Consider the following 24,966-nt stretch of genomic DNA (forward strand, 5'->3'; position numbering starts at 1 on the left):
GGCTCGGGACCGGTCGATTCGTGTCGCCGCGGCCGGTCGGTTCACCGGGCGGCGCTGGGCGGAGCGGGCCCTACCCCATTGTCGGGCCCGCCTTCGTTGGTCTCAGTGGCGTCGGACGCGATATCCGTCCCAAGGACGGTGAGCGGCGATTTCTTCGGATCGCTTGACCGCGCAACGATCGGAGACGGCCGCCGGCCGTCAGGACCCTCTCGGCGTCCCCCCTCGCCCGGTGGGCACCGCGGCCACCCACCGCAGCCGCTCGATCGGCATTCCCTCGTCGCCGCAACCGTCCCGGATGTGCGCGACGGCCCGTGGCAGGACGACGTCGCGTACGGCGCGGCCCCGCTCGGTGAGCACCAGGTGCGTGACGCGCCGATCCCATCTGTCCTCGACTCGTGACACCAGGCCGCGCGACACCAGGCGGTCGACCAGACGGGTCAGGCCGCTGGGCGAGAGCTCGATGTCCCTGGCCAGCCGCGCCGCCGCGTCGCCGCGCGTCCGCCGCGACGGAGGGACCGTCGGGATCACCGAGAGGACGTGCATCTCGGTGAGGTTGAGCCGGTGCTCCGCACGGAGCCGGCCGTCGAGCCGGCGCAGCCGTGAGTGGATGAGATGCAGGGCGCCGATGAGATCGCCGGCGTCACCGTCCGGCTCGGCGGGCGTCTCCGCGGCGACCGGCCGGCGCGAGTGCCGGCTCTCGCTCGCCTGCCGCGCCTGGAACATCTGCCGTGCACGCTCCACCGCGTACTCGCTCATGGCCCGCCTCCCCGAGTGCCTTGAGTCAGGCAACCGCCTCCCGATTGCCACATATTCCCAGGTCAGCGCATATGTCTCACTCTGCGGACATTGGGTGATGACCAAGCGTCACCGTCGCCTCAGAGGTGACCGGGCGTTCACAGCCTGCTCATTGGGCAGGCGTGGCGCCGCCCCTCATGGCACTTTCAGGGTCGGCGGCGGACTATGGTGAACGCGTGTCGGAGTCGTTGCCGCGCAGGCTGCCCCGCGGGCGGCACGCGCTCTCTCGGGACGAACTGGAGCGCATCCAGCGCGCGCGGCTGTGCGCGGCGATGGCGGAGGTGATGGCCGAGAAGGGATACGTGGCCACCTCCGTCGCGGACGTACTCGCCCGGTCAGGGGTGTCGCGGCAGACCTTCTACCAGGTGTTCGACTCCAAGCTCGACTGCTTCATGACCGCGTTCGAGTTCGCGGCCGACCTGCTGATGCAGCGGCTGCTGGAGATGGTCGGCACCGACGAGAGCGGCGCGCTCGCGCCCGAGGTCGCCAATGATCCGCTGCGACGGTTCGAGCTGGCGTTCACCGCCTACCTCGAAGTGCTCGCCGCCGAGCTGCCCTACACCCGGCTGTTCCTGATCGAGGTGTACGCGGCCGGGTCCGCCGCCGTGCAGCGCCGGAGCCGGCTGCAGGGCACCATCACGACGGTGCTCGCCGACCTGCTGGGCGTCACCGACGAGGCGGGCCGCTTCACGTGCCAGACGATCGTCGCGGCGACCAGCGCCATGGTGACCAACGCCGCCGCGGAGAACGACGTCGCGGCGCTGCGCGCCGTCGGGCCGCCGCTGATCGACCACATCCGTGTCCTCTGGAAGGCCGGCGCGTTCGGACGGCAGGCCGCACCGTCCTCCCGGTGACGCCGGTGCCGCTCGACGAAGCCGCTCCCTGAGTCATTCCCCGTAGTCGCGGAGCAGGCCCCGGCTGATGATGGTCTTCTGGATCTCGCTGGTGCCCTCACCGATCAGCAGGAACGGCGCCTCGCGCATCAGCCGCTCGATCTCGTACTCCTTCGAGTAGCCGTAGCCGCCGTGAATCCGGAAGGCGTCCTGCGTGACCTCCATGCAGTACTCGGAGGCGAGCAGCTTGGCCATCCCGGCCTGGACGTCGTTGCGCTCCCCCGAATCCTTCAGCCGCGCCGCGTTCACCATCATCAGGTGAGCGGCCTCGACCTTGGTCGCCATCTCCGCGAGCTTGAAGGCGATCGCCTGGTGACCGGCGATGGCCCGCCCGAACGCGTGGCGCTCCTGGGCGTACGCCACGGCCAGCTCGAACGCCCGGACGGCGATGCCGCAGGCGCGCGCCGCCACGTTCACCCGGCCGACCTCGATGCCGTCCATCATCTGGCGGAAGCCGGTGCCCGGCGCGGCGCCGAGGACCGCGTCCGCCCCGACCCGGAGGCCGGAGAAGACGGCCTCCGTCGTGTCGACGCCCTTGTAGCCCATCTTCTCGATCTTGCCCGGGATGGTCAGCCCGGGCCGGACCTCGCCGAAGCCCTCCGGCTTCTCGATCAGGAAGGCGGTCAGGTTGTCGTGCGGCCGTCGCGCGCCCTCGTCCGTACGGGCCAGCAGGGCGATGAGGTTGGCGCTGCCGCCGTTGGTCAGCCACATCTTCGTGCCGTCGATGACGTACTCGTCACCGTCCCGCCGGGCGTGCGTCCTGATCGCCGCGACGTCGGAGCCGAGGTCCGGTTCGGACATCGAGAACGCCCCGCGCACGGCTCCTTCGGCCATCCTGGGCAGGAAGTGCCGCTTCTGCGCCTCCGTGCCGTACCGCTGGAGCATGTAGGCGACGATGAAGTGCGTGTTGATCACGCCGGAGACGCTCATCCAGCCTCGTGCGATCTCCTCGACGACGAGCGCGTACGTCAGCAGCGACTCGCCGAGCCCGCCGTACTCCTCCGGGATCATCAGGCCGAACAATCCGAGCCGCCGCATGCCGTCGACGATGTCCTGGGGATAGGTGTCGGAGCGCTCCAGCTCACGGGCGTGCGGAATGATCTCCTTGCTGACGAAGTCCCGTACGGTGCTCAGGATCTCCTGCTGCAGATCGGTGAGCCCGGCGGTGTGGGCGAGTCGTGCCATCGCGTTCCCTGCCTCAGTGGTGCGGTCGGATCGGAGACGCCGGTACGGCGACGAGCGAGGATCAGGGGGACACTCCGCCGATGACGCCCGCCTCGGACAGCCGCGAGAGGTCCGCCCGCGTGAGGCCGAGCACGTCGGAGAGCACCTCGTGGGTGTGGGCGCCCAGGCGGGGCGCGGCGGCCGGAGGAGCCGATCCGCCGCCGGACCAGCGCAGCGGGCTGCCGGCCGAGGCGACCACCCCGGTCCCCGGCTGCTCCACCTGCGCGATCAGGGGGTCGCCCGCCGCGGCGGCCTCAGTGAACGTCCGGTACGGGCCCCACAGCACGCGTGCGGCGTCGAGCGCGCGCCCGGCCTCCTCGGCCGTCCGGTCCTCGAACCACGGCCGGAGGATGGGCTCGATCACCTTCCGCCAGCGGTAGCGGTCGTCGTCCTGGGAGAAGTCGGCCCGCAGCGCCTCCCCCATCGCCGCGAACACCTTCTCGGTGCCGGTGGCCCGGCACAGGGCGCGCCACTGCGAGGCGGTCAGCGCCACCACCATGACCCGTCTCCCGTCGCGGGTGGCGAAGTCGACGCCGAAGGCGCCGTAGAGATGGTTGCCCTGCTTGGCACGGTCATGGCCGCTCAGCTGGGCCTCGGCCAGCCAGCCCAGGTTGGCGACGCTCGCCAGTGCCACGTCGGCGAGGGCGAGCTCGATGAGGCCTCCGCGGCCGGTCCGCTGCCGCCGGTGCAGGGCCGCCAGGAGTCCGGTGGTCGCCGTCATGCCGGTGAGCAGGTCCCATGCCGGCAGGACGTGGTTGACGGGCGTCGTGGTCGTCTCCGGGCCGGTCACGTCGGGGACCCCGGTCGCGGCGTTCACGGTGTAGTCGACCGCCGGCCGCCCGTCCGCGTGACCCTGGATGCGCAGGTGGATCAGGTCGGGCCGCCTCTTCGCGAGCGTGTCGTAGGACAGCCACGCGCGGCCGGTGTTCTCCAGGAGGATCCCGGCCTGCGGGCCGGGCGCGGTGACCAACGCGGTGACCAGCTCCCGGCCCTCGGGCGCGGACAGGTCGACGGTCACCGAACGCTTCCCCTTGTTGAGGCCGTTCCAGTACAGGCTCCCGCCCGCCGGGGCGAGCGGCCAGCGCCGGTGGTCGGGCCCGCCGCCGATCGCGTCGACGCGGATGACGTCCGCGCCCAGCTGTGCCAGCGCCATACCGCCGGACGGGCCCGCGACGAAGGTCGCGCACTCGACCACGCGCAACCCCGCGAGCGGCCGGTCCAGGTCCGTACTCACCGCGACGCCTCCCTTGGAGAACCCGTCATGCTGGAACCGTCAGGCCGCTCGGGGGGCGGCCGGCGTCAGCGTTTCAACGTGTCGAAGATCTGTGGGAGCAGCATGACGTTCTGGTTCTGCTGCGGGATCCGCAGGATCGGCTTCGCGGCGCCCCGCTCGTGGACGAAGTAGTCGCCCTTCTCGAAGGTGACGCCCGCGATGCCGTGCCAGGCGTGCGACACGCCGCCGCCGACGAACCCGTCCCGGTTGATCCGTACCTTGCCGACCTCCACGGTCTGCCCCGCCTCGATCGCGGCGAGGTACTGCTGGAGCAGCCGCGGCTCCACGTACGTCCGGGACAGGTCGACGAGGAACTGCCAGTCGGACGGCGACGTCTTCGCGCGCAGGCCCGTCTCCTCGAACGCGATGGCGGGCGCCTGGTTGACGGGGAAGAACCCGATCTCGAAGTGGTAGTCGGTCGAGGTGTGCACGCTGCCGATGTTCAGCGGCCCTCGCATCCGGTTCTGCACGACCGTGTATCCGACGAACTCCGCCTTCGCCAGCTCGATCGTCGTCCCGTCCCAGGTGATCGAATTCGCGTCGGCGTACAACTCGACCCCGTAACGCGTCTTGTGTAAGACCGGCCCGTCGCCCGGCCCCGCCGGCCGGTCCGTGCCGTACCGCTGCGGAGGCGGGTTGACGTGCTCGGTCCACCGGGTCCCGTCCCACCAGCGATGCCCGTCGCCACCGGACGGATCGGCGTACCAGCCAGGCTGAGTCAACGGCCCGTCTCCCTTCGTGTCAGGATCGACGGCCGGTTCGACGATATCCATTTCGCCTCCGTTGCCAAGGCCCGCGCACAGCGACGCGCCGAAGCGACCTTTCGGTGCTTTAACGGCAATCCAGGCAACTCATACGATTCGGCGCATCAAGCCCACGATGCCTCACGGAAGCGAGATGGCGATGACCGCAGAGTCGACGGACGAGGGTCTGCTCCGGATGGACCGGCTGCCGATGGCCGACGATCGAGGTGAGGGCTACGCGATCCTGCGCGCGGCAGGGCCCGTGGTGCACGCCGACACCGGCTATCTCGTCACGACGCGCGAGCTGGCCGAGCACGTCTTCAAGAACCCCGGGACCTTCTCGTCGCAGCAGGCGTTCGACACGCTCGGCAGCCCCGTGCCGCTGGTGCCCATCGCCTTCGACCCGCCCGCCCACACCCGCTACCGGCGCCTGCTCCAGCCGTTCTTCACCCCGCGCGCGGCCGCGACCTTAGAACAGGCGGTGCGGGACGACGCGGTCGCGCTCATCGACACTGTGGCCGAACGCGGTTCCTGCGACGTGGTCACCGAGCTCGCGCGGCCGATACCGGCCGCGGCGTTCCTCGCCCTCTTCGGCATACCCGCGCACGACCTCGATCGCCTCCTCTCCTGGCGCGAGGTCATCGTCCAGCTGGCCGACCTGTCCGGATCCGGCGAGGCGACACCCGAGGCGGTGCGGTCGGCGGCCGAGCTGTACGCCTACGTCGCCGCGCACGTCGCCGAGTGCCGGGCCGGCCGGGCCGGCGGCCTTCTGCGCGACCTGTTCGAGAACGACTCGGCGGACGAGCCGTTCACCGACGAGGAGGCCATCGGCCTCTGCTTCATCTTCGTCCTGGCCGGCGTCGACACCGTGACGAGCGCGCTGAGCCTGATGTTCGCCCGGCTGGCCACGCACCCCGAACTGCGCCGCCGGCTCGCCGAGGACCCCTCCGCCATCCCGGCGGCGATCGAGGAGATGCTGCGGATCGACCCGCCCAACGCCGTCATCCCGCGGGTGGCGGCCAAGGACGTCGTCCTGGAGGGCGTGCGCATTCCGGCGGGGGCCGCCGTGGGGGTGGCCATGGGCGCCGTCAACCGGGATCCCCGGGAGCTGGACGACCCGGACGCCTTCGACCCGGGCCGCGAGTACAACAACCTGACCTGGGGCAGCGGGCCGCACCGGTGCATCGGCGTCCACCTGGCCCGGGTCCAGCTGCGGATCGTCCTGGAGGAGTGGCACCGCCGCATCCCCGAGTACGAGCTGGCCCCCGGCGCCCGGCCCCAGGTGATCTGGCCGACCGGGGTCGTCGGCATCAACAGCGTCCCGGTGGTGTTCCCGGCGGCCCCCTGAGTGCTACACGGAGGTGCCACACCCCGGCTATCGCGTCAGGGGACCGTCCAGGGCCGTTCCGTACAGGTGTGACACCCGGAGCCTGATGACCAGGCGCCGGTCTCGCACCATCCGCTCGAAGAACTCCGTTTCGTCGGCCGGATCGGTGATCCCGAACAGCGGCAGCAGTTCCCGGCCGATGGCGTCGCCGGGCCGCGTGGTGACGTCCGAGACCTCCGCCTCGCCCTCGGCCACCGCGTAGGAGAGCACGGTTTCGCCCTGCACCTGGAACGTCGCGCGCGGATCCTTGAGGAGGTGACGGACCTTGATGCGGTCGGCGACCGACGGGATCCGGATGATCCGCTCGTGCGGGTCCCAGGCGTAGACCATCGAGGCCAGATGCGGCTGGCCGCTGCGCTTCAGGGTCGCCAGCACGCCGAACTGCTGCCCGCCGAGAAGACGGACCGCCTCCTGCTCGGTGAGGGCCCGCGGGCCCGGCCCCTGGCCGGGGCGGTGTACGGCGGTGGTGTCGCTCATCTGAATCAAGTCCTTCCGCGTTCCGGTGAGATCACGCAGAAGAGACCATAGCGGATAGTTCCGTTCTAGACGATCCGCTTCAGTCCAATCTGTACACCGGCCACGCCGGTCGCGAAGGCAACGGGAGGGCGCCTTCGCCTGCGCCGGCGACGCTCCAGGCCGCCGACGACGAGCCCGGCCACCTCTGGCGCCGTCAGGGCCCGCGGTTCGACTCCACGGCACCGTGTACTCGCCGCTGCCTCCATGCGAGGATCTGAGGCAGAATTGTTGACAATTTTGGAGCCAGATTGTCATCATGGGGCGGGGCGCTCGCCCTGTCCCGGAGCTACGGCGAGGAAGGGTTGCGGCCGGTATGAGCGGCGCGAACACGACGGACGGCATCCGCTGCATGGTGATGCGCGGCGGCACGTCCAAGGGCGCCTACTTCCTCGCCGAGGACCTGCCCGCGGACCCCGCCGAACGTGACGCGTTGCTGTTGCGCGTGATGGGCACGCCCGATCCCCGGCAGATCGACGGCATCGGCGGCGCACACCCGCTGACCAGCAAGGTCGCGGTCGTCTCCCCGGCCGGTGAGCCGGACGTCGACGTCGACTACCTGTTCCTGCAGCTCGGCGTGGACGAGCCGACCGTGTCCGACCGGCAGAACTGCGGCAACATCCTGGCCGGCATCGGGCCGTTCGCGGTCGAACGCGGTCTGGTCGAGGCCGGGCCGGAGCAGACGAGTGTGCGGATCCGGATGGTCAACTCCGGCGGCGTCGTCACCGCGTCGTTCCCCACCCCCGGCGGTGTCCCCCGCTACGACGGGGACACCGCGATCTCCGGCGTGCCCGGCACCGCGGCGCCGATCGTCCTCGACTTCGAGAACACCGAGGGCTCGGCGTGCGGCGCGCTGCTGCCGACCGGGAACGTCCGCGACATCGTCGACGGCATCGAGGTCACCTGCGTCGACAACGGCATGCCCGTCGTCGTCGCCGCGGCGTCCGACCTGGGGATCACCGGTTACGAGACCGTCGCCGACCTGGTCCGTGACGAGGAGTTGCGCGAGCGGATCCAGTCGCTGCGGCTGCGCGCCGGGAAGCTGATGGGGCTGGGCGACGTGTCCGCCGGCTCCGTCCCCAAGACGACGCTGGTGGCGCCGCCCCGCGAGGACGGGATGATCTGCACGCGCACGTTCATCCCGCTGCGCGTCCACACCTCGATCGGCGTGCTCGGCGCCGTCACGGTGGCGACCGCGCTGCTGATGGACGGCGCGGCCGGCCACGACCTCGCTCGGCTTCCGGCACCGGGTGAGCCGATGAGCATCGAGCATCCCACCGGCCGGCTGGACGTCGCGGTCGAACTGGACGGGACGTCGGTACGGCGGTCCAGCGTCGTCCGCACGGCCCGCAAGCTCCTGGACGGAACCGTCTTTCCCCGGAGGTCCCAGTGACCATCGCACATGAGATCGCACACGTCGGGAACGTCGAACTGCTGACGCCCGAGCCGGACAGGAGCCGGTGGTTCTTCACCCGCGTCATGGGCCTGACGGAGGTCGGCGCCGAGGGTGACTCGGTGTACCTGCGCACCTGGGACGACTACGAGCATCACACGCTCAAGCTCACCGCCCACCACACCTCCGGGATCCGCCGCACCGCGCTGCGCACGTGGTCCCAGGAGGCGCTCGACCGGCGGGTCAAGGCCATCGAGGAGGCGGGGCTGGGCGTCGGCTGGCGCGACGGCGACCCCGGCATCGGCCCGACCTACGTCTTCCGCGATCCCGACGGTCACGAGCTGGAGCTGTACTGGGAGAGCGAGTGGTACCAGGCGCCGCCCGAGCTGAAGCCGTCGCTGAAGAACCAGGCGCAGGCCTACCCCGCGATGGGCGTGTGCGTCCGCCGCCTCGACCACGTCAACTTCCTGTCCGCCGAGGTCGAGCCCAGCACCGAGTTCCTGCAGGACGCGCTGGGCGGCCGCACCACCGAGCAGATCCGGCTCGACAGCGGCGCCATCGCCGGGCGCTGGCTGCACTTCACCAACAAGTCCTACGACATCGTCTACACGCGCGACTGGACCGGCGCCAACGGCCGCCTGCACCACATCGCGTTCGCCACCGACACCCGTGAGGACATCCTCCGCGCCGCCGACATCTTCCTCGACAACGACGTCTTCATCGAGACCGGCCCGCACAAGCACGCCATCCAGCAGACCTTCTTCCTCTACGTCTACGAGCCCGGCGGCAACCGCATCGAGCTCTGCAACCCGTGCGCGCGCCTGGTGCTGGCCCCCGACTGGAAACCGATCACCTGGACCGAGACCGAGCGCGCCAAGGGCCAGGCCTGGGGGTTGAAGACGATCGAGTCCTTCCACACCCACGGCACCCCGCCGGTGCCCGTCGATCCCGGCCCCGAGGCCGGCGGCGCTCCGGTCGACGTCCAGTAGCCGCGTCAGGACGGGACGGAGCGCAGCGCCTTGATGACGCTGGTCAGATGGGCGCGTGCCGCCCGCTCGGCGGCCTCCGGCTCACGGGCGAAGATCGCCTCGATGATGGCGTGGTGCTCGGCCAGCGAGACGTTCGGGCGGCCGGGCACCAGGGCCAGCTGGAACTGGTGCCGGACGTTCTGCGCGCGCAGCCGCCGAAGCACCTCGGCGGCGGTCCGCTGACCGCTGATCTCGATGATCCGCCCGTGGAGGGCCTTGTTGAGTTCGGAGTACCGCAGCACGTGACCGTCCGCGACGGCGGCGCGCATGGCCTCGTCGATGCCGCGGAGTTCGGCCGCCTGCTCGGCGGTCGCGCGCTCGGCGGCCTTGGCGGCGCACAGGCCCTCCACGGCCATGCGGACCTCGGAGATCTCGATCGCCTCGTCCAGGGGGACGGCGCGGACGCGGGCGCCCCGGTGCTGGATCCGCTCGACCAGACCCTCGTTGGTCAGCGCGAACAGCGCCGCGCGTACGCCGCCGCGGCTGACGCCGAACTGCTCGGACAGGTCCGCCTCGACGAGGCGCTGGTTGGGCGCGAAGTCCCCCCGGACGATCGCCGTCCGGATCGCGGCGGTGATGTCGACGGGTTCGGCGTTCCGGTCGGCGTCCGTGGTCTGCTCGTGCGTTGGCATGCTTCCTCGCTCGCGGGCGCGTCGTCGACCCGCCCCGTGTCCACCACATGGGCCGTCGGGGAACCTCGGAAAATCGATGACGATTATAGGAACCGGCCGCTCCGGCGGAGCGCACCGTCGCTCAGCCCGCCGGCCGGTGGCCTTCCTTCGCCTGCTGGATGAGTTCGTAGACGTGGGCCCGCAGTTCGGCGAAGCGCGGGCCGGAACGCGTGGTGAGCTGGTCGCGCTCGTCCGGCAGATCGATCCTGACCTCCTCCAGCACGACCGTCGGCGCGTTCGACAGGACGATGACGCGCTGTCCCAGGTAGACCGACTCGTCGATGTCGTGGGTGACGAAGAGGACGGTGACTCTGAGGCGCTTCCAGAGAGCACGTACGAGGTCCTCCAGCTCGGCGCGGGTCTGGGCGTCCACGGCGGCGAAGGGCTCGTCCATCAGCAGGATGTGCGGTTCGTAGGCGACCGCCCGCGCGATGGCGACACGCTGCTGCATGCCGCCCGACAGCTGCCAGGGGTGGGCGTCGTGCACCTCGGCCAGGCCGACGGCCTCCAGCGCCTCCCGTACGAGCCGCCGCCGCTCGGCCTTGGGGACCTTCTTCTCCTTCAGCGGGCGCTCGACGTTCTGGCGCACGGTCATCCAGGGGAAGAGGCTGCGGCCGTACTCCTGGAAGACCATGGCCATTCCGGTCGGCGGGCCGGTCACCTGCTGCCCTTCGAGCACCACCTCCCCGGACGTGCAGTCCAGGAGGCCGGCGACGCAGCGCAACAGCGTGGTCTTGCCCGCGCCGGACGGCCCGACGATGCAGACCAGCTCGCCCGCGCCCACGGTGAACGTCAGGTCGCTGACCGCCTCGACACCGCGGCCCTTGCCCGGGTAGACCTTTCGGAGGGCACGGACGTCCAGCAGTGTGGAGGCGTCCTCCGCGGTCCCGGTCGGCGTGGTGGTCATCTCAACCCTTTCGCTGTGCGCGGCGCAGGCCGGTGTACCAGCTCAGCACCCGGGCCTCGAGCACCTGGAAGACGGCTGACAGGGCGATGCCGATCAGCCCGAGCAGGATGATCCCGCTCCACATCTGCGGGATCGAGAAGCTGCGCTGGAACTGGATGATGGTGAAGCCCACCCCGTTGCTCGCGGCGAACATCTCGCTGATCACCATCAGGATGATGCCGATGGACAGCGCCTGCCGCGCGCCGGCCGCGATCTGCGGGCTCGCTCCCCGCAGGACCAGGTGGACGAGCCGCGAGTGCGGGCGCATCCGGTAGCAGCGGGCGGTGTCGCTCAGCACCTCGTCCAGCGCGCGTACGCCCTCGACGGTGTTCAGCAGGATCGGCCACACGCATCCGGAGAAGATCACCAGGATCTTCATCTCGTTCCCGATGCCGGCGAACAGCATCAGGATCGGCACCAGGACGGGCGAGGGAATCGCCCGGAAGAACTCCAGGACCGGCTCCAGCAGGGCACGGAGCACGCGCACCGAGCCGATCGCGACGCCGAGGCCCACTCCCAGCACCAGGGCCAGGGCGTACCCGGCGAGCAGTCGGAGCAGGCTGGGCAGCACATCGCCGGTGAGCCGGCCGTGGAACCACGTGTCGTCGAACGTGCCCAGGATCTGGCGCAGCGGCGGCCAGAAGAAGTCGGTGCTGTGCGCCGTCGCCAGCCACCACGCCCAGAAGAGGATCACCGGCACGGCGAGCAGGAGGACGACGCTCCGCACCAGGCTCAGAACGGTCACGAGTCCTCCTTCGTCGGCGAAGGTGACCACTGGGCGTGCCCTGTGATGCCCTCGCTTCGCTCGGTCATGACACGACCTCGCGGCGGACCGACGGATGCCACCGGAGGACCCGGCGCTCGACGGCGCGTACGGCCACGTTGACGATGACCCCGATCAGCCCGACCACGATCACCAGTGCGTACATCGCGGGAACCGCGTCCGAGCTCTGCGCCACCGCGATCTGCTTGCCGAGACCCGGCGACCCGATGACCAGCTCGCCGGTGATCTCCAGGATCAGCGCGACCGCCGCCCCGAGCCGGAACCCGGTCATCACGTACGGCAGGGCGGTCGGCCAGGTGACGGTGCGCACCTGCGTCAGCGGGCGGAAGCGGTAGGAGCGCGCGGTCTCGCGGGCCACCGGGTCCACGTCCCGGACGCCGTACAGGACCTGCACGAGCACCTGCCAGAAGGAGGCGTAGACGACCAGCAGGAGCGTGGAGCGCATGGCGGTGCCGTAGAGCAGCACGGCCAGCGGGATCAGCGCCACCGACGGGATCGGCCGCAGGAACTCGATCGTCGAGGTCATCGCCGCCCGTACCAGCGGAAGGCCGCCGATGAGGATGCCCAGCACCACGCCCGCGACCGTCGCGATCGCCAGTCCGATGGCCCAGCCGCGCAGCGTCTCCAGCAGGGCGTGCCAGAACGTTCCGGTCCCGGCCTCGTCGGCCAGCGCGGAGACCATGGCGCTGAACGGCGGCAGGAACCGCCGGCGTACCAGCCCGACGCGGGGCACCAGCTCCACGACCGCCATCAGCCCGGCGAGACCGGCCAGTCCGAGGGCCCAGGCGGGCGCGGACCGGTGACGGCGTCCGCCCCGGCCGTCGCCCGTCGCGTCCGCCGTCACCGCCGCCGTCACGGCAGCAGGTCCTTGACGTCCGGGGTCTTGGTGATCAGCCCGTCCTGCGCGGCGAGGTTCTCCAGGGTCCGCAGCCCGGCGCCGTTGACCTGCGCGGGGTACGTCGGCAGCGTCAGCGCACCGGCGACCGACGGATCGATCTTGGTGTAGGTGCCCAGGACCTTGCGCACCGCGTCCGGATTCGCGTCCGCGTACCGCAGTGACTTCTGCATCGCCGCGGTGAACCGCTTGACCAGATCGGGCTTTGACGCGGCCGTCTTCTGCGAGGTGAAGTACGCGGCGATGGTGAGGTTCGGGGCGGTGTCGACGTAGTTGGACGCGACCAGCCGCCCGCCGCCCTTCAGCGCGGTGGTGAGGAAGGGCTCGACGACCTGGATCGCGTCGACGTTCCCCTTGTCCAGGGCGGCCTGCATGTCGGGGAACGCCAGCTCGGTGAACTTCACGTTCTTCGCGTCACCGCCGGCGGCCCGGATCGAAGCCCGGACGGTGGTGTCGTTGATGTTGTTGAGGGTGTTGACCGCGACGCGCTTGCCGACGAGGTCCTTGGCCGACTTGATCGGGCTGCCGGACTTCACGACCACCCCGCCGAAGTCCTTGCCCTTGACGCCGGTCGAGGCGTTGCCCGGTGCGACGACCTTGAGCGGCAGCCCCTTGGAGCGGGCGATGATCAGCGACGTGTAGTTGCTGAACCCGAAGTCGACCTGCCCGCTGACCACCGCCGGCACGATCGCCGCCCCGCCCTGGGCGGTCTCCACCTGCGGCTTCAGTCCCTGCTCGGCGAAGAACCCCTGCTGGTTCCCCAGGTAGACCGGCGCCACGTCGACGATGGGGATGACGCTGACCTTAACCGTGGTCGGGCCCTTGTCGGAGGATTCGGGCCCCTGCCCCGATCCACACGCGGCGAGGAGGAGTACGGAGGCGGCGGCCAGAGCCGCGCGGATTCTTGTCACGGTGCTCTCCAGGACGTCGGTCGAGAAGGTGAGCTGACGTCGGCTGTCGACACGACCGATCCGAGGCATCCGGGCCGCCGCGTCGTCGGCCGCCCCATCGGCGCGGGACGGCCTGTGCCGGACGGCCGGCCCGCGAGGACCGACGACCGGACGGCCGCACCTCCCCGATGGCACCGTTGGCGTGACGATGATGCTAGAAATCTCTTACAGAATTGTCAACGATCTATTCGCCAACTTGGTATGCCGGGTCATTTGGTGGGCCAGGCCGGCGACCAGTAGGGCCTCGGCCATCGCGACCGTGGTGAGCGGCGCGGGCATGGGAATCCGGATCCAGCAGATCGTCAGGGCCGCGGCCCCGGGGACGCAGTACAGGATCAGCTTGGCCGGCAGCTGAAGGCGTACGCGGGTACGCCGCCAGCGATCCCCGCGGTGCCGGGTCTCCCAGCTGAGCAGCGGCGTCCGCGCGCCGAGCAGGGCGACCAGGCTCGGCGTGAGGACCGTCTGGATGTGCGGGCCGATCGCGGTGATGCGGTCGTCGTTCACCAGGTGGGTCCAGCCCAGCGCCGCACACGCGATCGGCAGGAGGAGCAGCATGGCCGCCCGGCCGGTCTCGACCGCGCCGATGGCGGTCACCGAGATCACGCCGAGCGTGGCGTACACCAGATTGTCGCGGGTGCTGATGCGGCCGCGCTGTTCCTCCTTGAGCTGCTCGTACTCCATGAGGAGAACGGTGACGGCCGGCGGTATGGACTTCATTCCTCGCCCCTCGTTCGTTCCGCGATCAACCGTCGAGGTCGCCGCCCAGCGCGAACGCGAACGCGGCGGCGTGGCGTGCCGCGGTCTCCTGGGTGCCCCGCCGGTCCGTCGTGCCCTTGGCGCCGTCGGCGCGGTCGCTGATGCCCCGGATGATGAGCACCGGCAGGGACTGGTTGAGATGCCCCGCGATCGACACCCCGGCGCCTTCCATCTCGATGGCGGCGGCGTCGTTGTAGTGGTCGTTCAGCCGCCTGGCCAGCGGTGACCGCCGGGAGTCGAGCACCACCTCACCGGCCGCGATGGGCTTGAAATGGCACTGGGGGCGGTCGGCGGAGCCGGCGTCGGCCGGCGTCCGGGCCCAGTCTCCCCGCCAGCCGATGAGCTGGGCGCGCCGCAGCAGGGCGTGCGGTGCCTCGTAGCTTCGAGGCCGCGCGGAGGGCGACGGGGTCCTCGCGTCCACCGTAATAGCCGTACACCCGCGTGGGCACCACCACGTCACCCAGCCGGATGTCGTCCTTCAGTGCGCCGGCGATGCCGACGAACAGGAGCAGGCGGGGCGCGAACAGCGCGATCGAGCGTTCGGCGATGGCCGCCGCACTCGTGTTCCCTCCCCCATCACCGCCAGCGCGACACGGTCCGCGGCCCCGGGTAAGTTCCCGACCTCGAAGATCGTGCCCGCCGGGTGCGTGTGCGTACGAACGTCGCGCAGGTGTCTCCGCACCGCTTCGTACTCCAGATCGATCGCGGTCAGGACGACCACCGTCGGAGCTTCCACTGATGTGTTCCGCCTGCAGGTGCTGCTGGTGAAGCGGGGTAACCCGCCGTACCGCGGCCGCCTGGCGCTCCCCGGCGGATTCATGCGCGACCACGAGGACCTCGACGGCGCCGCCCGAAGGGAGCTACTGGAGGAGACCGGGCTCGGCGGCCCCGGACTCCCGCACCTTGAGCAGCTCGGGACCTATTCGGCCCCCGACCGCGACCCCCGTGGGCGTGTCGTCACCGTCTCCTACCTGGCGCTGGCCCCCGACCTGCCGGTTCCCACGGCCGGCAGCGACGCCGCCGCCGCGACCTGGGAGCCGGTCGAGCCCCTGCTGTCCGGCGGTGACCGCCTGGCCTTCGACCATGACGTCATCCTCCGCGACGCCCTCGAACACGCCCGCAGGATGCTGGAGCACACCACCCTGGCCACCGCCTTCTGCGATCGCGACTTCACCATGGGCGATCTCAAACGGGTGTACGAGGCGGTGTGGGGCGTTCCCCTGGACCTCCGGAACTTCTACCGGAAGGTCAACCGGACGGAGGGATTCATCGTGCCGACCGGAGAGAAACGCGCGCTCGAGACCGGCCGCCCCGCACTCCTCTACCGCAAGGGTCCCGCCACGCAGCTCTATCCGCCGATGATGCGCACCTCCCACGCCGGTCACGAGAGTCCCGCGCGGACCGGCGGCCGCTGCATGGAATAGCGATAAACCGGCGGCGCCTCCGCATTATCGCCCGCATGGGCAGAGGGTCGTATCCGTGCTGCGACTTTGGTACGCACGAAACAGCCGGACGGTATAGATATACATTCGCGCTCTTGGGGATGACCGTCGCGCGATGACGCAATATTCTGCGTAGCGTATTGGCCGTACATGCTCAATTGAGCCGCGTTTGAAACTAAGTGTTCGACCAGCATACGGCGTCTTCACGCCCCTTACATGGAGGTCCGTTCGTGCCGAACCGCTTGATCGCTTTCCTTTCCGATACGGGAAGCGCAGACGAGGCGCATGCCTTGTGCAAAGGGCTGATGTACACGATCGCGCCAACCGCATTAGTCGTCGACATCACTCATGACGTCACCCCGTTCGCCGTCCGCGAAGGCGCCCTCTACCTCGCCGACGTGCCGGCATCCTTTCCCGAGAACTCGGTGATATGCGCGTACGTCTACCCCGAGACCGGGACCGCCACCAGGACGATCGTCGTCCGTAACGAGAAGGATCAGCTCCTCGTCGCACCGAACAACGGCCTGCTCACCCATGCCCTGCGGTCGGTTCCCGCCGTCGAGTGCCACGAGGTGACCTCGCCCGACGTCATGCACCAGCCGGTGACGCCGACCTGGTACGGCAAGGACGTCGTCGCGGCCTGCGCCGGGCACCTCGCCGCCGGCACCCCGCTCTCCGAGGTGGGTCCGAAGCTGGACCTCGACAAGATCGTACGGTTCCCGTACTCGGAGCCCGAGCGCCTGGACAACGGCGCGCGCGGCGAGGTCGTCCGCATCGACAAGGCGTTCGGCAACGTCTGGACGAACGTCCCCCAGGCGCTGCTTCCCGACCGCGAGGCGGCCCCGGGCGAGCGGCTCCAGATCGCGCTGGACGGCAACGCCCTCGACATCCCCTTCTGCCACACGTTCGGTGAGGTGGGCGTGGGCGAGCCGCTGGCGTACGTCAACAGCCGCGGCTCATTCGCCCTGGGCGTCAACCAGGGAAGCTTCGTCGAGAAGTGGGCCGTGGTCCCCGGAGCGAGTGTCGTGATCACCTTCGGCTGATTCACCGGACGCGCCCCCGACCGGCCACGCGGGCCGATCGGGGGCGCGCCGCCCTTCCGGGGTCAGTCGCCCCAGACCGCCGGACTCGCGTCGGCCGTGGGCTGGAGCACCGCCTCCACGAGAGAGTCGGTACGGAGGTGAGTGCCGCGCTGGTAGTCCTCGTCGCGCACCATCTCGGAGAAGGCGTACCGGCTCGGGTAGGAGACGAGTAACACGGCGTCCCAGTCCTGCCCCTGCTCGGCGACGATGGGGTCGGAGCCGAGGCCGTAATAGATGATGGCGGCGCCCACCTGCTCCGCGAAGCGCCTGAAGTGGCGCAGATAATCGGCGTACCCTTCGGCGCCGCCGTCCTTGAAGCGGAGCAGGTTCAGCATCACCACCGGCCGCTCCGGCTCGTGCGCCAGAAAGCGCTTGAGGTCCTTGCCCGTCGGATCGATCGCCATACGACACCAGCCCATCCGTTGGTCGACTGCGTCCATCTTGCCCGCGATGGGCCGGCCGGCCCAGACCACCGGCGGCGGTCACACCAGTGGACGGCCCGTGCGGATGCGCCGGCGTACGTCCCATATCAGCAGGTCGAAGGGGAATCGCCGGACCGGCGGAGGCTGTACGCGGACCATCGCCCGGACGACGGCGATAAGCCGGTCGAACCGGCGCTGGTCCCGGTCGCTCCAGGGCAGCCGCATCTCCTCACGGAAGTCCGGGGGCAGGAACCCGGTCGTGACGAACCGGTTGAACCCTCCGAAGGCCGCGCTGACCGGCCAGGGCAGGAACCGCAGGTCGGCGATGTCGAGCAGGTGACGGCGGACCGGCTCGTCGATCGAGACCTGTTTCATCTCCTCGCGCCAGTAGTCCTCGAAGGTCTCACGGTCGGCGGGCCAGGCCTCCGGCGGCACCTGCAGCGTCGTGCCCAGCGTGGCCGCCGCCTGGTACAGCCGCTCCCGGTCGGCGGGCTCGAGCGGGCCGACGAACGCCTGGTAGGTGTCCTCGAACCCCCGGTAGAGGCACGCGGCGACCCAGAGTTGCAGGCCGGGGTCGAACGCGTCGTACCGAACCGGACTGTCCGGCCCCGAGCGCACCTGCGCGTGCGACCTGTTCACCGCCTTGCGGTAGGCCGCCTTCTCCTCCGGGGTGCCGAGGAGGGCGACGGCCAGGTAGCCGAAGGTCGTCCGGGACCGTTTGATCGGGTGACGGTGCAACTGCCCGCTCTCCACCTTGCTCTCGATCACGCCGTAGCCGACCCCCGGACGGGCCAGCTGCATGATCACGTTGGCGGCGCCCGCCATGAGCGCGGCGCCGACGATCACCTTCTTGTCCAGCGGAACGGGTTCGGTGGCCGACATGGCAGCTCCGGGGGAAATATTCTGACAACGCCTGTTATCAGATTCCTCGCCGGGGAACGACCTGTCAAGATGGCCGCATGGCTGCTGCGGAGATGCGGACCTACGGAGGCGTCAGCGGCGCCGACCGCAGGGCGGAGCGGCGGGCGCAGCTGATCGAGGCGGGCCTGGACCTGCTCGGCGGTGCCGGGGGCGACCAGCTCACCGTGCGCCGGGTGTGCCAGCGGGCCGGGCTGACCGCGCGCTACTTCTACGAGAGCTTCCCCGGCCGCGACGAGCTCGTGGCGGCCGTCTACGAGCACGTCGTCCAGACCGTCGCCGCGGCCGCCCTGTCCGCGCTGGAGGCCGCCGGGCCCGAGACCGACGTGAAGATCCGCGCCGGCATCGAGCACCTGGTCCGCGCCGTGGCCGGCGACCCGCGCCACGGGCGGGTGCTGTTCTCGGTCACGCTGACCGATCCCCTGCTCGCCCGGCGGCGGCTGGAGTCCTCCACGTTCTTCGCCCGGCTGCTCAGCGGGCAGGCCAGGGAGGTCTACGGCATCGCGGACAGCCCGGAACTCGACCTCGTCGCCCAGTTCGTCGTGGGCGGTCTCGCGCAGACGCTGACCGCCTGGCTGTCCGGCGCTCTCGCGGTGAGCGAGGAGGAGCTCGTGGCCGAGTGCGTGAAGATCTTCACCGCCATCGCCGGCCGCGAAGGCGCCGGCTGACCCTTCACCGGCCGGGGTTCGGCGCCTTCGCGTCCTGGTTCGCGATGACCTGAGGCAGCACCGTGGAGATGATGTGCAGGAGGGCCTCCTCCAGCAGCAGCTGGGCCTGGCGGCGGGTCAGGCGGCCGCGTCGGAGCCATTCCCGGGAGATCGGCTCCGCCATCCCGCTGTAGCCGCGCAGGACGGCGTTGACCTCCGGGTGCTCGGCGGCCAGCGTGGTCACGCCGACGACCTCGTTGATGCGGTCGCTCGCACGTTCGCGGGCGTCGTCCAGGACACGGGCGAGCTGCGGATCACCGCCGGAACCGGTCATCTCCAGCGCGGCGAGCCAGGCCTCGGAGTGGCGGTCGAGCAGTTCCAGCCAGCCGTCGATGCTCGCCGACACCCGTTCTCGCACGCTGGCGCCCTCGACCCGATCGCCTGCCGCCGCGATCCGCTGTTCGCCTTGAGGGACATCACGACGTTGGACAGGTCCGCGGTGAGGCTCGGCAGCGCCTCCCGGTACGCGGTGATGAGGACGCCGCTCTTGTGGATCACCGTGACCATGCCGGACAGGAACCCCTTGAGCCGGGTGCGCTCCTCGGTGAGCGGCCGGCCGGCGCCGGCGATGTCGTCGATGGTGCCGCCCAGGTCGCGGGCCCAGCGGTTCAGCCCGGCGGCGAACGCGCACAGGTTCCTGGCGAGGCGGACGATCCGCTGGTCCTGCGCGGCCAGGTCCTGGGTGAGGCCGGCGGTGGACTGGAGTGCCCGGTTGATGTCGTCGCCCCTTGCCGTTCAGGGCGAGCGACGATCGTCGCCGCACGCGAGCCGTGCCATCGCCGTACGGCGCCTCAACGCAGGGCGGCCGGCCTGCCGCTAGGCGGACGGCCCGGGCACGAGCTCGATGGCCAGGCCGCCGGCTGGACACGGCCGCGACGGTCGCGTTCGGCGCCGCGCTCGTAGGGCCGGCGTTCATCCGGTCCGGCCCGAGGAGGAGCCGGCCACCGTACGGGAGCGGGCGCAGGGCCTGTGATGACGGCCGTCGGTCCCTAACCGCCGGCGCTTCGCCCGGTTCTGCCCTTTCGTGTCCTCCCCATGGATATGACACCGTGACGCCACCGTACGCCTCGCCGGTCGGAAGGTTCGCCGCGCGGCGCCTCGAACGGCCCGGAGCCGTCCACGCGACGCCGCTCGGCGATCTGGTGCGAGAAATCACCGGCGGGTGCCTGCTCAGGCTGATCTACGTGACCGCGATCCGCTGTCGCCCCGGGATCCGGCCTGAGGCGGCCGGCCCGTCATACGGCCAGGTTCGCCCGGCCCCTGCGGACGCGGACCCGGCGATCACGCCACGACGGTGCCGGCACGGGCCCGCGGACGTACGCCGGGCAGTCGGTGACGGCGGGGCGGATCGGGTGGGACGCGGGGTCGTTGGCCTGGATGGCCAGGCTCACCAGGGACTGCAGCAGGAACAGGTCGCCTTCGGTGTCGAGGTGGACCTGGACCCAGCCGGTGTCCGCGAAGACGTCGACGCGGCCGGAGGCGGAAAGCGCGGTGTCGAGACGGTCGATGACCGGCCCGGTGAGGAAGACCTCGGCCAGGTCGTCCCGATGGAGGTGGAGGACCTGCAGGCCGTGCAGGGCCAGGGCGCGGCCGGGCGGATGCTGCACCCGGCACTCCGTCAGCGGCCAGTTCTGGAATCGATCGATCACCAGGTCGGCGTACGAGATCGGGCGGTTTCCCAGGCGCATGAAAGCCAGCGTGGCCGATCACCGCCGCGAACCGGCGATCAGCGGGCGTCCTGGTGCGATTCCGCCCGTTCCAGGTGCCTCCCGGAATTCCTGGTGCGTTCCTGGAATCCCCCCGGACGGGGTCTCGGCGGTACAGACAGGAACAAGAACGCGAACTTCTGGATAACTCGCGGCGCCCGGCACCGCCCGGGCCGCAGTGTGGATAGCCGCCCCGCAACGGGCGCTCAGGGGCGAGAACGCGCGAGACGGACGGAGCGGGTGTTGGACTCCTACGCCGATCAGAAGGCGGAGTTCATCCGTGATCTGGTCGTCCGCATGGGCGGAACCGAGGCGGACGACCTGGCGCGGCGGACCGGGCTGCTGGACGCGACGGTCCGCGCGTTGCTGGCCGGGGACGGCGAGCTGATGTCCTGGGAGGTCGTCAGCGCCTGCCTGGCCGCGGCGGGCGTGGACGGCGTCGAGGTGAGCGAGGTACGCGGCCGGTGGGCGGCGGCCGAGGCCGCCCGGTGGGAGGAGTGGGGAGGGCAACTGGTCGGCGCGTTCGAACGGAACGGGAACGGCAAACCGACGAAGGCGATCGAGACCTACCGGACGAAGGTCCCGTGGCGGCAGCTGACCGAACGGTACCCGGTGACGTTCAAGCCCTGGACCGAGCCGACGTTCACCGTCGACCGGCGGCTGCCCGACCCGTCCACGGCCAACGACATCCGGCACTTCTACGTGCTCCTGGCGGAGCTGCGGAAATGGGCGGGCTCGCCCCGGCAGTCCGAGATCGAGAAACGCTCGTGGGGCACGCTCCCGGACGCCACGATCAGCGCGATGCTCCAGAAGGATCGCTGGCGCACCACCAGCGACCGGGAACGCACCCGCGTCGGTCACTTCGCGCGGGCCTGCGGGCTGCCCGCCGCGGAGATCGCACGCTGGGTCGAGGCGTACGAACGGGTCCGGCACATCCTGCCGACGGACGACCTGGCCGGTGCCCGCGCCGAGGGCGCCGAGCTGCGGCGGCGACTCGCCGCCGCCCAGACGGAGGCGGCGGAGCTGCGGGAACGCCTGGCGGCGGCCGAGAGCGAACGACACGCCGACCCGGACACGACCACGGCCACGCGGCGGTGGAGAGCCGGCCGGCGGTGGTCACTGTCGGTCGCCACCGCCGCGGTGGTGGTGTTCGCCGCCGGTGCCGGCGTGGGCCGGCTGGCCGGCGGAGCCGCCTCGCCCGGCTCCCTGTGCTTCACCGGGACACTGCACCTCGTCGGCTCCACCGCGTTCGAACGGACGGCCGACATCATCCGGCGGGGCTATGAGGACCGGTGCCCGCACGCGAAGATCGAGGTGAGCGCGATCGGGTCGAACGAGGGAGTACGCGCCCTCACCGCCGGCAACGCCGCGTCGACCGTCGCGATGCACGACGGCTATCTCGCGCCCGACTCCGATGAGGTCAGGCTGCGCGGTTTCCGTGGCTACCCGGTCGCACTGGTCGCGTTCGCCGTCATCGCCAACAGGGACACGAACGTGACCGGTCTGTCCCTGCGCGACCTGCGTTCCATCTACGCGCAGAACACCGGCCCGACCGACTGGAACCGGTTCAAGGGCGGCGCCGACCTGCCGATACGGCTGGTCAGCAGGACCGAGGGCTCGGGCACCCGGGGGATCTTCGAGGAGCACGTGCTGAAAGGACCCGAGCCGGACCTGTCGTCCAGCGACTGCCGGCGCAAGGACGACCTCCGCGTCGCGCTCCACGTCATCCGCTGCGAGCGCAGCAGCCAGGCGCAGGTCCTCGACACCGTCGACACCGTCCCCGGCACGATCGGTTACGCCGAAGTGCACGTCGCCTCGGACGCCCGCCGCTACCCCAACGTGCGCATCCTCGCCCTGGACGGCAGGACGCCGACGGCGTCCCGGGCGATGGACCGCTACTCGTTCGTCGCCCCGGAGATCTTCTACACCGACGGGCCACCGCCCAACGGCAGCTCCGCTTCGGCGTTCCTCACGTTCCTCGCCACCGACGACGCCAGGAGGCTGCTCCAGCAGGCGGGCGCTCCCGCCTGCGTCACCCCGGCCGCACTGCTCTCGGCTCCCTGCCAGGCGAACTGAGACCCAACGCGTCCCCTCAGACGTGGCAGCGCACGTTGACCAGGAGCGTGTCACCGGACAGGCCGGCCAGATAGCCGTCGATGTGGTCTTGGCCCGCCGTCAGCTCCGGTTCGTGGGGGCACCGGGCAGGACTGTGGCAGGCTCCGTGGATCCCCGGGCCACCGTCCTCGTACCACCAGCCCTCCAGGGTGAGGACATCGCGTTGGCGCAGAGCTCTCCGTTCGATGAACTCCTCCCTGCTTACGCGTCCGACCTCGACGACCGGGTCGGCGAATCGCAGGAACTGGTACCGGTAGCGTTCGGTGGGCAGCGTCTCCAGATAGCCGTCGAACGCCTTGACGAGCGGCTGGGCGCGGTAGTCGGCTGCGGCCTGATCGAGTGAGTAGGTCCGGAACTCGGCCACCTTGCGGTCGTGATAGACCTGCCAGGGCCGGGATGGTGGCAGTTCCGCCGCCAGTTTCCGCCACATCTGCCACGCCGCGTCGGCCAGATCACGGGCTTCCTCGCGCGACGCGGAGAAGTCGAGGAGTTCGCGAGGCCCGCCCGCGCACCAGCCGAAGTCGTTGGGGACCGGCTCGTGCCCGGTCAGCCACCGGTTCGGGAGCTCGTGGATCAGTCTGGGGTCCCGCCCATGGCCGGGAAGAACGTTGAACCCGCCGCCGTGCGCCGTGCCACCGGTGATGCACCAGGAGTCCCAGATATCCAGCTCGTCGCCGCGCAGGTAGTCGATCGCGAAGGGCGCCATCGCCGCTGCGACCGCTGCTTCTACTCGACCGGCCTCTCGCGCAGGTAGACACACCGTAATACCCATTCCGGCCATGGGGACATTGGAGCATTCTTCCGGCACCGTCGACCAGGGAAAATCGCCGCCTCATCATCTCTCAGGCTCCGGACGGCCGGGGCCCGGCACCGGCGGACCGGTGCCGGGCCGGGGTTCAGTTGGTCGCCGGCTCGAGCGGCTTGCCGTTGACGGTGACGTCGTTGAGCACGAGCCCCTCGACGTCCTCCACGATGTCGGTGTTGGTCGCCTTGTCGAACACGCAGTGGGTGAGGGTGATGTCGCGGATCGGGTCGTCGGGGTAGCCGCGCATCTCGAACACCCTGTTGGTGGTGCCGACGTGCAGGTTCTCGACGTTGATGCCGCTCACCGAGGGGTTGTACGGGTGGCCGGGGCCTTCGTCGTAGTAGAAGTCGATCTGGATCGCGGCGTCCGCGATCTGGGTCACCTCGACGTCGCGCATGTGGACGTCGTGGATGTAGCCGCCGCGTACGGAGTTGGTCTTGAGGCGCAGGCCGTATCCGAGGTTCGGGCTGGTCATCCGCAGGTTCTGGGCGAAGACCCCGCTGATGCCCCCGCTCTCCTCACTGCCCATCGTCACGCCGCCGTGGCCGTCGCGCATCTCACAGTTCTCGACCAGGATGTTCCGGCTGGGCACGTTGACCCGGCGGCCGTCGGCGTTGCGCCCGGACTTGATGGCGATGCAGTCGTCGCCGGTGTCGAAGGTACTGCCGGTGATGACCACGTCGGTGCACGACTCGGGGTCGCAGCCGTCGTTGTTGGGCCCGTGGCTGGAGACCGTGACGTTCCGCACGAGCACCCGCTGCGAGAGCACCGGGTGGATCTCCCACATCGGCGAGTTGACGATGGTGACGTCCTCGATGAGCACGTCACGGCAGCGGTACGGCTGGACCATGTTCGGCCGGAGGTAGTGCCCGGGGCCGAAAACGCGTTCGCGCACCGGGACGCCGCGGTCGGCCATGTCCTGCAGTGCGTTCCAGTCGTCGCCCTGCGTCGGGATGCCCTGCGTCCAGCCGTAGCGCGTGCTGCCCGTCCACGGCCACCAGGCGGTGTTGCCGGCCTGCCCGTCGAGCGTGCCCTTGCCGGTGACCGCGACGTTGCGGGCGCCGTACGCGTAGATGAAGGGCGAGTAGTTGTAGCACTCGATGCCCTGCCAGCGGGTGTAGACGGGCGGGTACTTCTGGGGATCCGTGCTGAACAGGATCGTGGCGCCCTCGCTCACGCGGAGGTCCACGAAGCTGCGCAGGTTGATCGGCCCGGTCAGGTACCGGCCGGGCGGCACGATCACGTGGCCGCCGCCGCGTCGCGCGCAGGTGCCGATCGCCGCCTCGAACGCCCGGGTGCAGTCGGTGACCCCGTCGCCCTTCGCGCCGAAGTCGGTGATCCGGTACTCATGGTGCGGGAACTTCGGCGCCCGCACCCGTCTGCGGATCGCGTCGGCGGTCTTCCAGGGATCCGTCTGGGCGAAGGCCGGTCCGCCGACCGCCGCGGCCAGCAGGCCGCCGCCCAGTATCGCCCCGCCCATTCCCAGCACCCGGCGTCGTGGCCAGTTTTCGGTCATTT

The 24,966-nt window shown here is 70.5% G+C and carries 27 protein-coding genes and 1 pseudogene; 8 read left to right on the forward strand and 20 right to left on the reverse strand.

Annotated elements, in window-relative coordinates:
- Positions 1-198: 198 nt before the first annotated feature.
- Positions 199-756, reverse strand: a complete 558-nt coding sequence (locus ACQEV1_RS29275; RefSeq protein WP_433397587.1) for a MarR family winged helix-turn-helix transcriptional regulator — start codon at positions 754-756, stop codon at positions 199-201.
- A gap of 215 nt (positions 757-971) precedes the next feature.
- Here ACQEV1_RS29275 and ACQEV1_RS29280 point away from each other — a divergent pair, with 215 nt between their 5' ends.
- The gene (locus ACQEV1_RS29280) at positions 972-1,649 is read left to right on the forward strand and encodes a TetR/AcrR family transcriptional regulator (RefSeq protein WP_433397589.1); all 678 of its coding nucleotides are present in this window, start codon (positions 972-974) and stop codon (positions 1,647-1,649) included.
- A 33-nt stretch (positions 1,650-1,682) separates the two neighbouring features.
- Here the strand turns inward: ACQEV1_RS29280 and ACQEV1_RS29285 are convergent, their stop codons facing one another.
- The 3 genes from ACQEV1_RS29285 to ACQEV1_RS29295 form a co-directional block, all read right to left on the reverse strand.
- Entirely contained in the window at positions 1,683-2,873 is a 1,191-nt protein-coding gene (locus ACQEV1_RS29285; RefSeq protein ID WP_433397591.1) for an acyl-CoA dehydrogenase family protein, read from the reverse strand.
- Between the two features lie 61 nt (positions 2,874-2,934).
- A complete protein-coding gene (locus ACQEV1_RS29290; RefSeq protein ID WP_285634695.1) occupies positions 2,935-4,146 on the reverse strand; it encodes a CoA transferase in 1,212 nt (403 codons plus the stop codon).
- Positions 4,147-4,211: 65 nt separating this feature from the next.
- Positions 4,212-4,907 carry a DUF2510 domain-containing protein gene (locus ACQEV1_RS29295; protein WP_433397593.1) on the reverse strand — a complete coding sequence of 232 codons (696 nt, stop codon included), beginning with the start codon at positions 4,905-4,907 and terminating at the stop codon, positions 4,212-4,214.
- A 175-nt stretch (positions 4,908-5,082) separates the two neighbouring features.
- Between ACQEV1_RS29295 and ACQEV1_RS29300 the strand changes: the two genes are divergently transcribed.
- The gene (locus ACQEV1_RS29300) at positions 5,083-6,276 is read left to right on the forward strand and encodes a cytochrome P450 (RefSeq protein WP_433397595.1); all 1,194 of its coding nucleotides are present in this window, start codon (positions 5,083-5,085) and stop codon (positions 6,274-6,276) included.
- A 27-nt stretch (positions 6,277-6,303) separates the two neighbouring features.
- On the opposite strand, the gene ACQEV1_RS29305 is transcribed toward ACQEV1_RS29300, so the two are convergent.
- A complete protein-coding gene (locus ACQEV1_RS29305) occupies positions 6,304-6,792 on the reverse strand; it encodes a TIGR03618 family F420-dependent PPOX class oxidoreductase (RefSeq protein ID WP_285634701.1) in 489 nt (162 codons plus the stop codon).
- A gap of 352 nt (positions 6,793-7,144) precedes the next feature.
- On the opposite strand from ACQEV1_RS29305, the gene ACQEV1_RS29310 reads away from it, so the two are divergent.
- The gene (locus tag ACQEV1_RS29310; RefSeq protein ID WP_433397598.1) at positions 7,145-8,221 is read left to right on the forward strand and encodes a 4-oxalomesaconate tautomerase; all 1,077 of its coding nucleotides are present in this window, start codon (positions 7,145-7,147) and stop codon (positions 8,219-8,221) included.
- Positions 8,218-9,210 (forward strand): catechol 2,3-dioxygenase, encoded by a 993-nt coding sequence (locus tag ACQEV1_RS29315; protein ID WP_433397600.1) that lies wholly within the window; start codon positions 8,218-8,220, stop codon positions 9,208-9,210. The genes ACQEV1_RS29310 and ACQEV1_RS29315 overlap by 4 nt, the downstream gene beginning before the upstream one ends.
- Before the next feature lie 5 nt (positions 9,211-9,215).
- Here the strand turns inward: ACQEV1_RS29315 and ACQEV1_RS29320 are convergent, their stop codons facing one another.
- From ACQEV1_RS29320 to ACQEV1_RS29355, 8 genes and pseudogenes are all read right to left on the reverse strand, one after another.
- Positions 9,216-9,881, reverse strand: a complete 666-nt coding sequence (locus ACQEV1_RS29320; RefSeq protein WP_433397602.1) for a GntR family transcriptional regulator — start codon at positions 9,879-9,881, stop codon at positions 9,216-9,218.
- Positions 9,882-10,002: 121 nt separating this feature from the next.
- A complete protein-coding gene (locus tag ACQEV1_RS29325) occupies positions 10,003-10,827 on the reverse strand; it encodes an ABC transporter ATP-binding protein (RefSeq protein ID WP_433397604.1) in 825 nt (274 codons plus the stop codon).
- Between the two features lies 1 nt (position 10,828).
- Positions 10,829-11,611: an ABC transporter permease gene (locus ACQEV1_RS29330; RefSeq protein ID WP_433397606.1), complete on the reverse strand. Its 783-nt coding sequence runs from the start codon at positions 11,609-11,611 to the stop codon at positions 10,829-10,831.
- Positions 11,612-11,675: 64 nt separating this feature from the next.
- On the reverse strand, positions 11,676-12,506 hold the full coding sequence (locus ACQEV1_RS29335) for an ABC transporter permease (RefSeq protein WP_433397607.1): 831 nt from the start codon (positions 12,504-12,506) through the stop codon (positions 11,676-11,678).
- On the reverse strand, positions 12,503-13,456 hold the full coding sequence (locus tag ACQEV1_RS29340) for an ABC transporter substrate-binding protein (RefSeq protein ID WP_433397609.1): 954 nt from the start codon (positions 13,454-13,456) through the stop codon (positions 12,503-12,505). Before ACQEV1_RS29340 ends, ACQEV1_RS29335 begins: the two co-directional genes overlap by 4 nt.
- A gap of 204 nt (positions 13,457-13,660) precedes the next feature.
- Positions 13,661-14,212 (reverse strand): hypothetical protein, encoded by a 552-nt coding sequence (locus ACQEV1_RS29345; protein ID WP_433397611.1) that lies wholly within the window; start codon positions 14,210-14,212, stop codon positions 13,661-13,663.
- Positions 14,213-14,237: 25 nt separating this feature from the next.
- Positions 14,238-14,672: a hypothetical protein gene (locus ACQEV1_RS29350; protein WP_433397613.1), complete on the reverse strand. Its 435-nt coding sequence runs from the start codon at positions 14,670-14,672 to the stop codon at positions 14,238-14,240.
- Positions 14,673-14,715: 43 nt separating this feature from the next.
- Positions 14,716-15,081, reverse strand: a pseudogene (locus ACQEV1_RS29355) (hypothetical protein); the annotation flags it as partial.
- Between ACQEV1_RS29355 and ACQEV1_RS29360 the strand changes: the two are divergent.
- Both ACQEV1_RS29360 and ACQEV1_RS29365 read left to right on the forward strand, forming a co-directional pair.
- Complete coding sequence (locus ACQEV1_RS29360; protein WP_433397615.1) at positions 14,992-15,675, forward strand: NUDIX hydrolase; 684 nt, start codon at positions 14,992-14,994, stop codon at positions 15,673-15,675. The pseudogene ACQEV1_RS29355 and the gene ACQEV1_RS29360 overlap by 90 nt on opposite strands.
- Before the next feature lie 248 nt (positions 15,676-15,923).
- Positions 15,924-16,736, forward strand: coding sequence for an SAM hydrolase/SAM-dependent halogenase family protein (locus ACQEV1_RS29365; protein WP_285634705.1), 813 nt, complete (start codon positions 15,924-15,926; stop codon positions 16,734-16,736).
- Between the two features lie 62 nt (positions 16,737-16,798).
- On the opposite strand, the gene ACQEV1_RS29370 is transcribed toward ACQEV1_RS29365, so the two are convergent.
- Together ACQEV1_RS29370 and ACQEV1_RS29375 are read right to left on the reverse strand one after the other, a co-directional pair.
- Positions 16,799-17,179, reverse strand: a complete 381-nt coding sequence (locus tag ACQEV1_RS29370) for a DUF1330 domain-containing protein (RefSeq protein ID WP_433397617.1) — start codon at positions 17,177-17,179, stop codon at positions 16,799-16,801.
- Positions 17,180-17,257: 78 nt separating this feature from the next.
- Positions 17,258-18,079 carry an oxygenase MpaB family protein gene (locus ACQEV1_RS29375; RefSeq protein WP_433397619.1) on the reverse strand — a complete coding sequence of 274 codons (822 nt, stop codon included), beginning with the start codon at positions 18,077-18,079 and terminating at the stop codon, positions 17,258-17,260.
- A 77-nt stretch (positions 18,080-18,156) separates the two neighbouring features.
- On the opposite strand from ACQEV1_RS29375, the gene ACQEV1_RS29380 reads away from it, so the two are divergent.
- Positions 18,157-18,783 (forward strand): TetR/AcrR family transcriptional regulator, encoded by a 627-nt coding sequence (locus tag ACQEV1_RS29380; RefSeq protein ID WP_433397621.1) that lies wholly within the window; start codon positions 18,157-18,159, stop codon positions 18,781-18,783.
- Between the two features lie 4 nt (positions 18,784-18,787).
- Here the strand turns inward: ACQEV1_RS29380 and ACQEV1_RS29385 are convergent, their stop codons facing one another.
- The 3 genes from ACQEV1_RS29385 to ACQEV1_RS29395 all read right to left on the reverse strand — a co-directional run bounded on the left by ACQEV1_RS29385 (position 18,788) and on the right by ACQEV1_RS29395 (position 20,510).
- Positions 18,788-19,180, reverse strand: coding sequence for a hypothetical protein (locus ACQEV1_RS29385; RefSeq protein WP_433397623.1), 393 nt, complete (start codon positions 19,178-19,180; stop codon positions 18,788-18,790).
- Positions 19,093-19,539: a hypothetical protein gene (locus ACQEV1_RS29390; protein ID WP_433405995.1), complete on the reverse strand. Its 447-nt coding sequence runs from the start codon at positions 19,537-19,539 to the stop codon at positions 19,093-19,095. The genes ACQEV1_RS29385 and ACQEV1_RS29390 overlap by 88 nt, the downstream gene beginning before the upstream one ends.
- Positions 19,540-20,057: 518 nt before the next feature.
- A complete protein-coding gene (locus ACQEV1_RS29395) occupies positions 20,058-20,510 on the reverse strand; it encodes a luciferase family protein (protein WP_433397625.1) in 453 nt (150 codons plus the stop codon).
- 261 nt (positions 20,511-20,771) lie between these two features.
- Between ACQEV1_RS29395 and ACQEV1_RS29400 the strand changes: the two genes are divergently transcribed.
- A complete protein-coding gene (locus ACQEV1_RS29400; RefSeq protein WP_433397627.1) occupies positions 20,772-22,604 on the forward strand; it encodes a substrate-binding domain-containing protein in 1,833 nt (610 codons plus the stop codon).
- 16 nt (positions 22,605-22,620) lie between these two features.
- On the opposite strand, the gene ACQEV1_RS29405 is transcribed toward ACQEV1_RS29400, so the two are convergent.
- Positions 22,621-23,349 (reverse strand): hypothetical protein, encoded by a 729-nt coding sequence (locus ACQEV1_RS29405; protein ID WP_433397629.1) that lies wholly within the window; start codon positions 23,347-23,349, stop codon positions 22,621-22,623.
- Between the two features lie 190 nt (positions 23,350-23,539).
- Entirely contained in the window at positions 23,540-24,964 is a 1,425-nt protein-coding gene (locus ACQEV1_RS29410; protein ID WP_433397631.1) for a glycoside hydrolase family 28 protein, read from the reverse strand.
- Positions 24,965-24,966: the final 2 nt, after the last annotated feature.

The sequence above is a fragment of the Actinoallomurus sp. CA-142502 genome (assembly GCF_050936355.1).
In the GTDB taxonomy this organism is placed as follows: domain Bacteria; phylum Actinomycetota; class Actinomycetes; order Streptosporangiales; family Streptosporangiaceae; genus Actinoallomurus; species Actinoallomurus iriomotensis.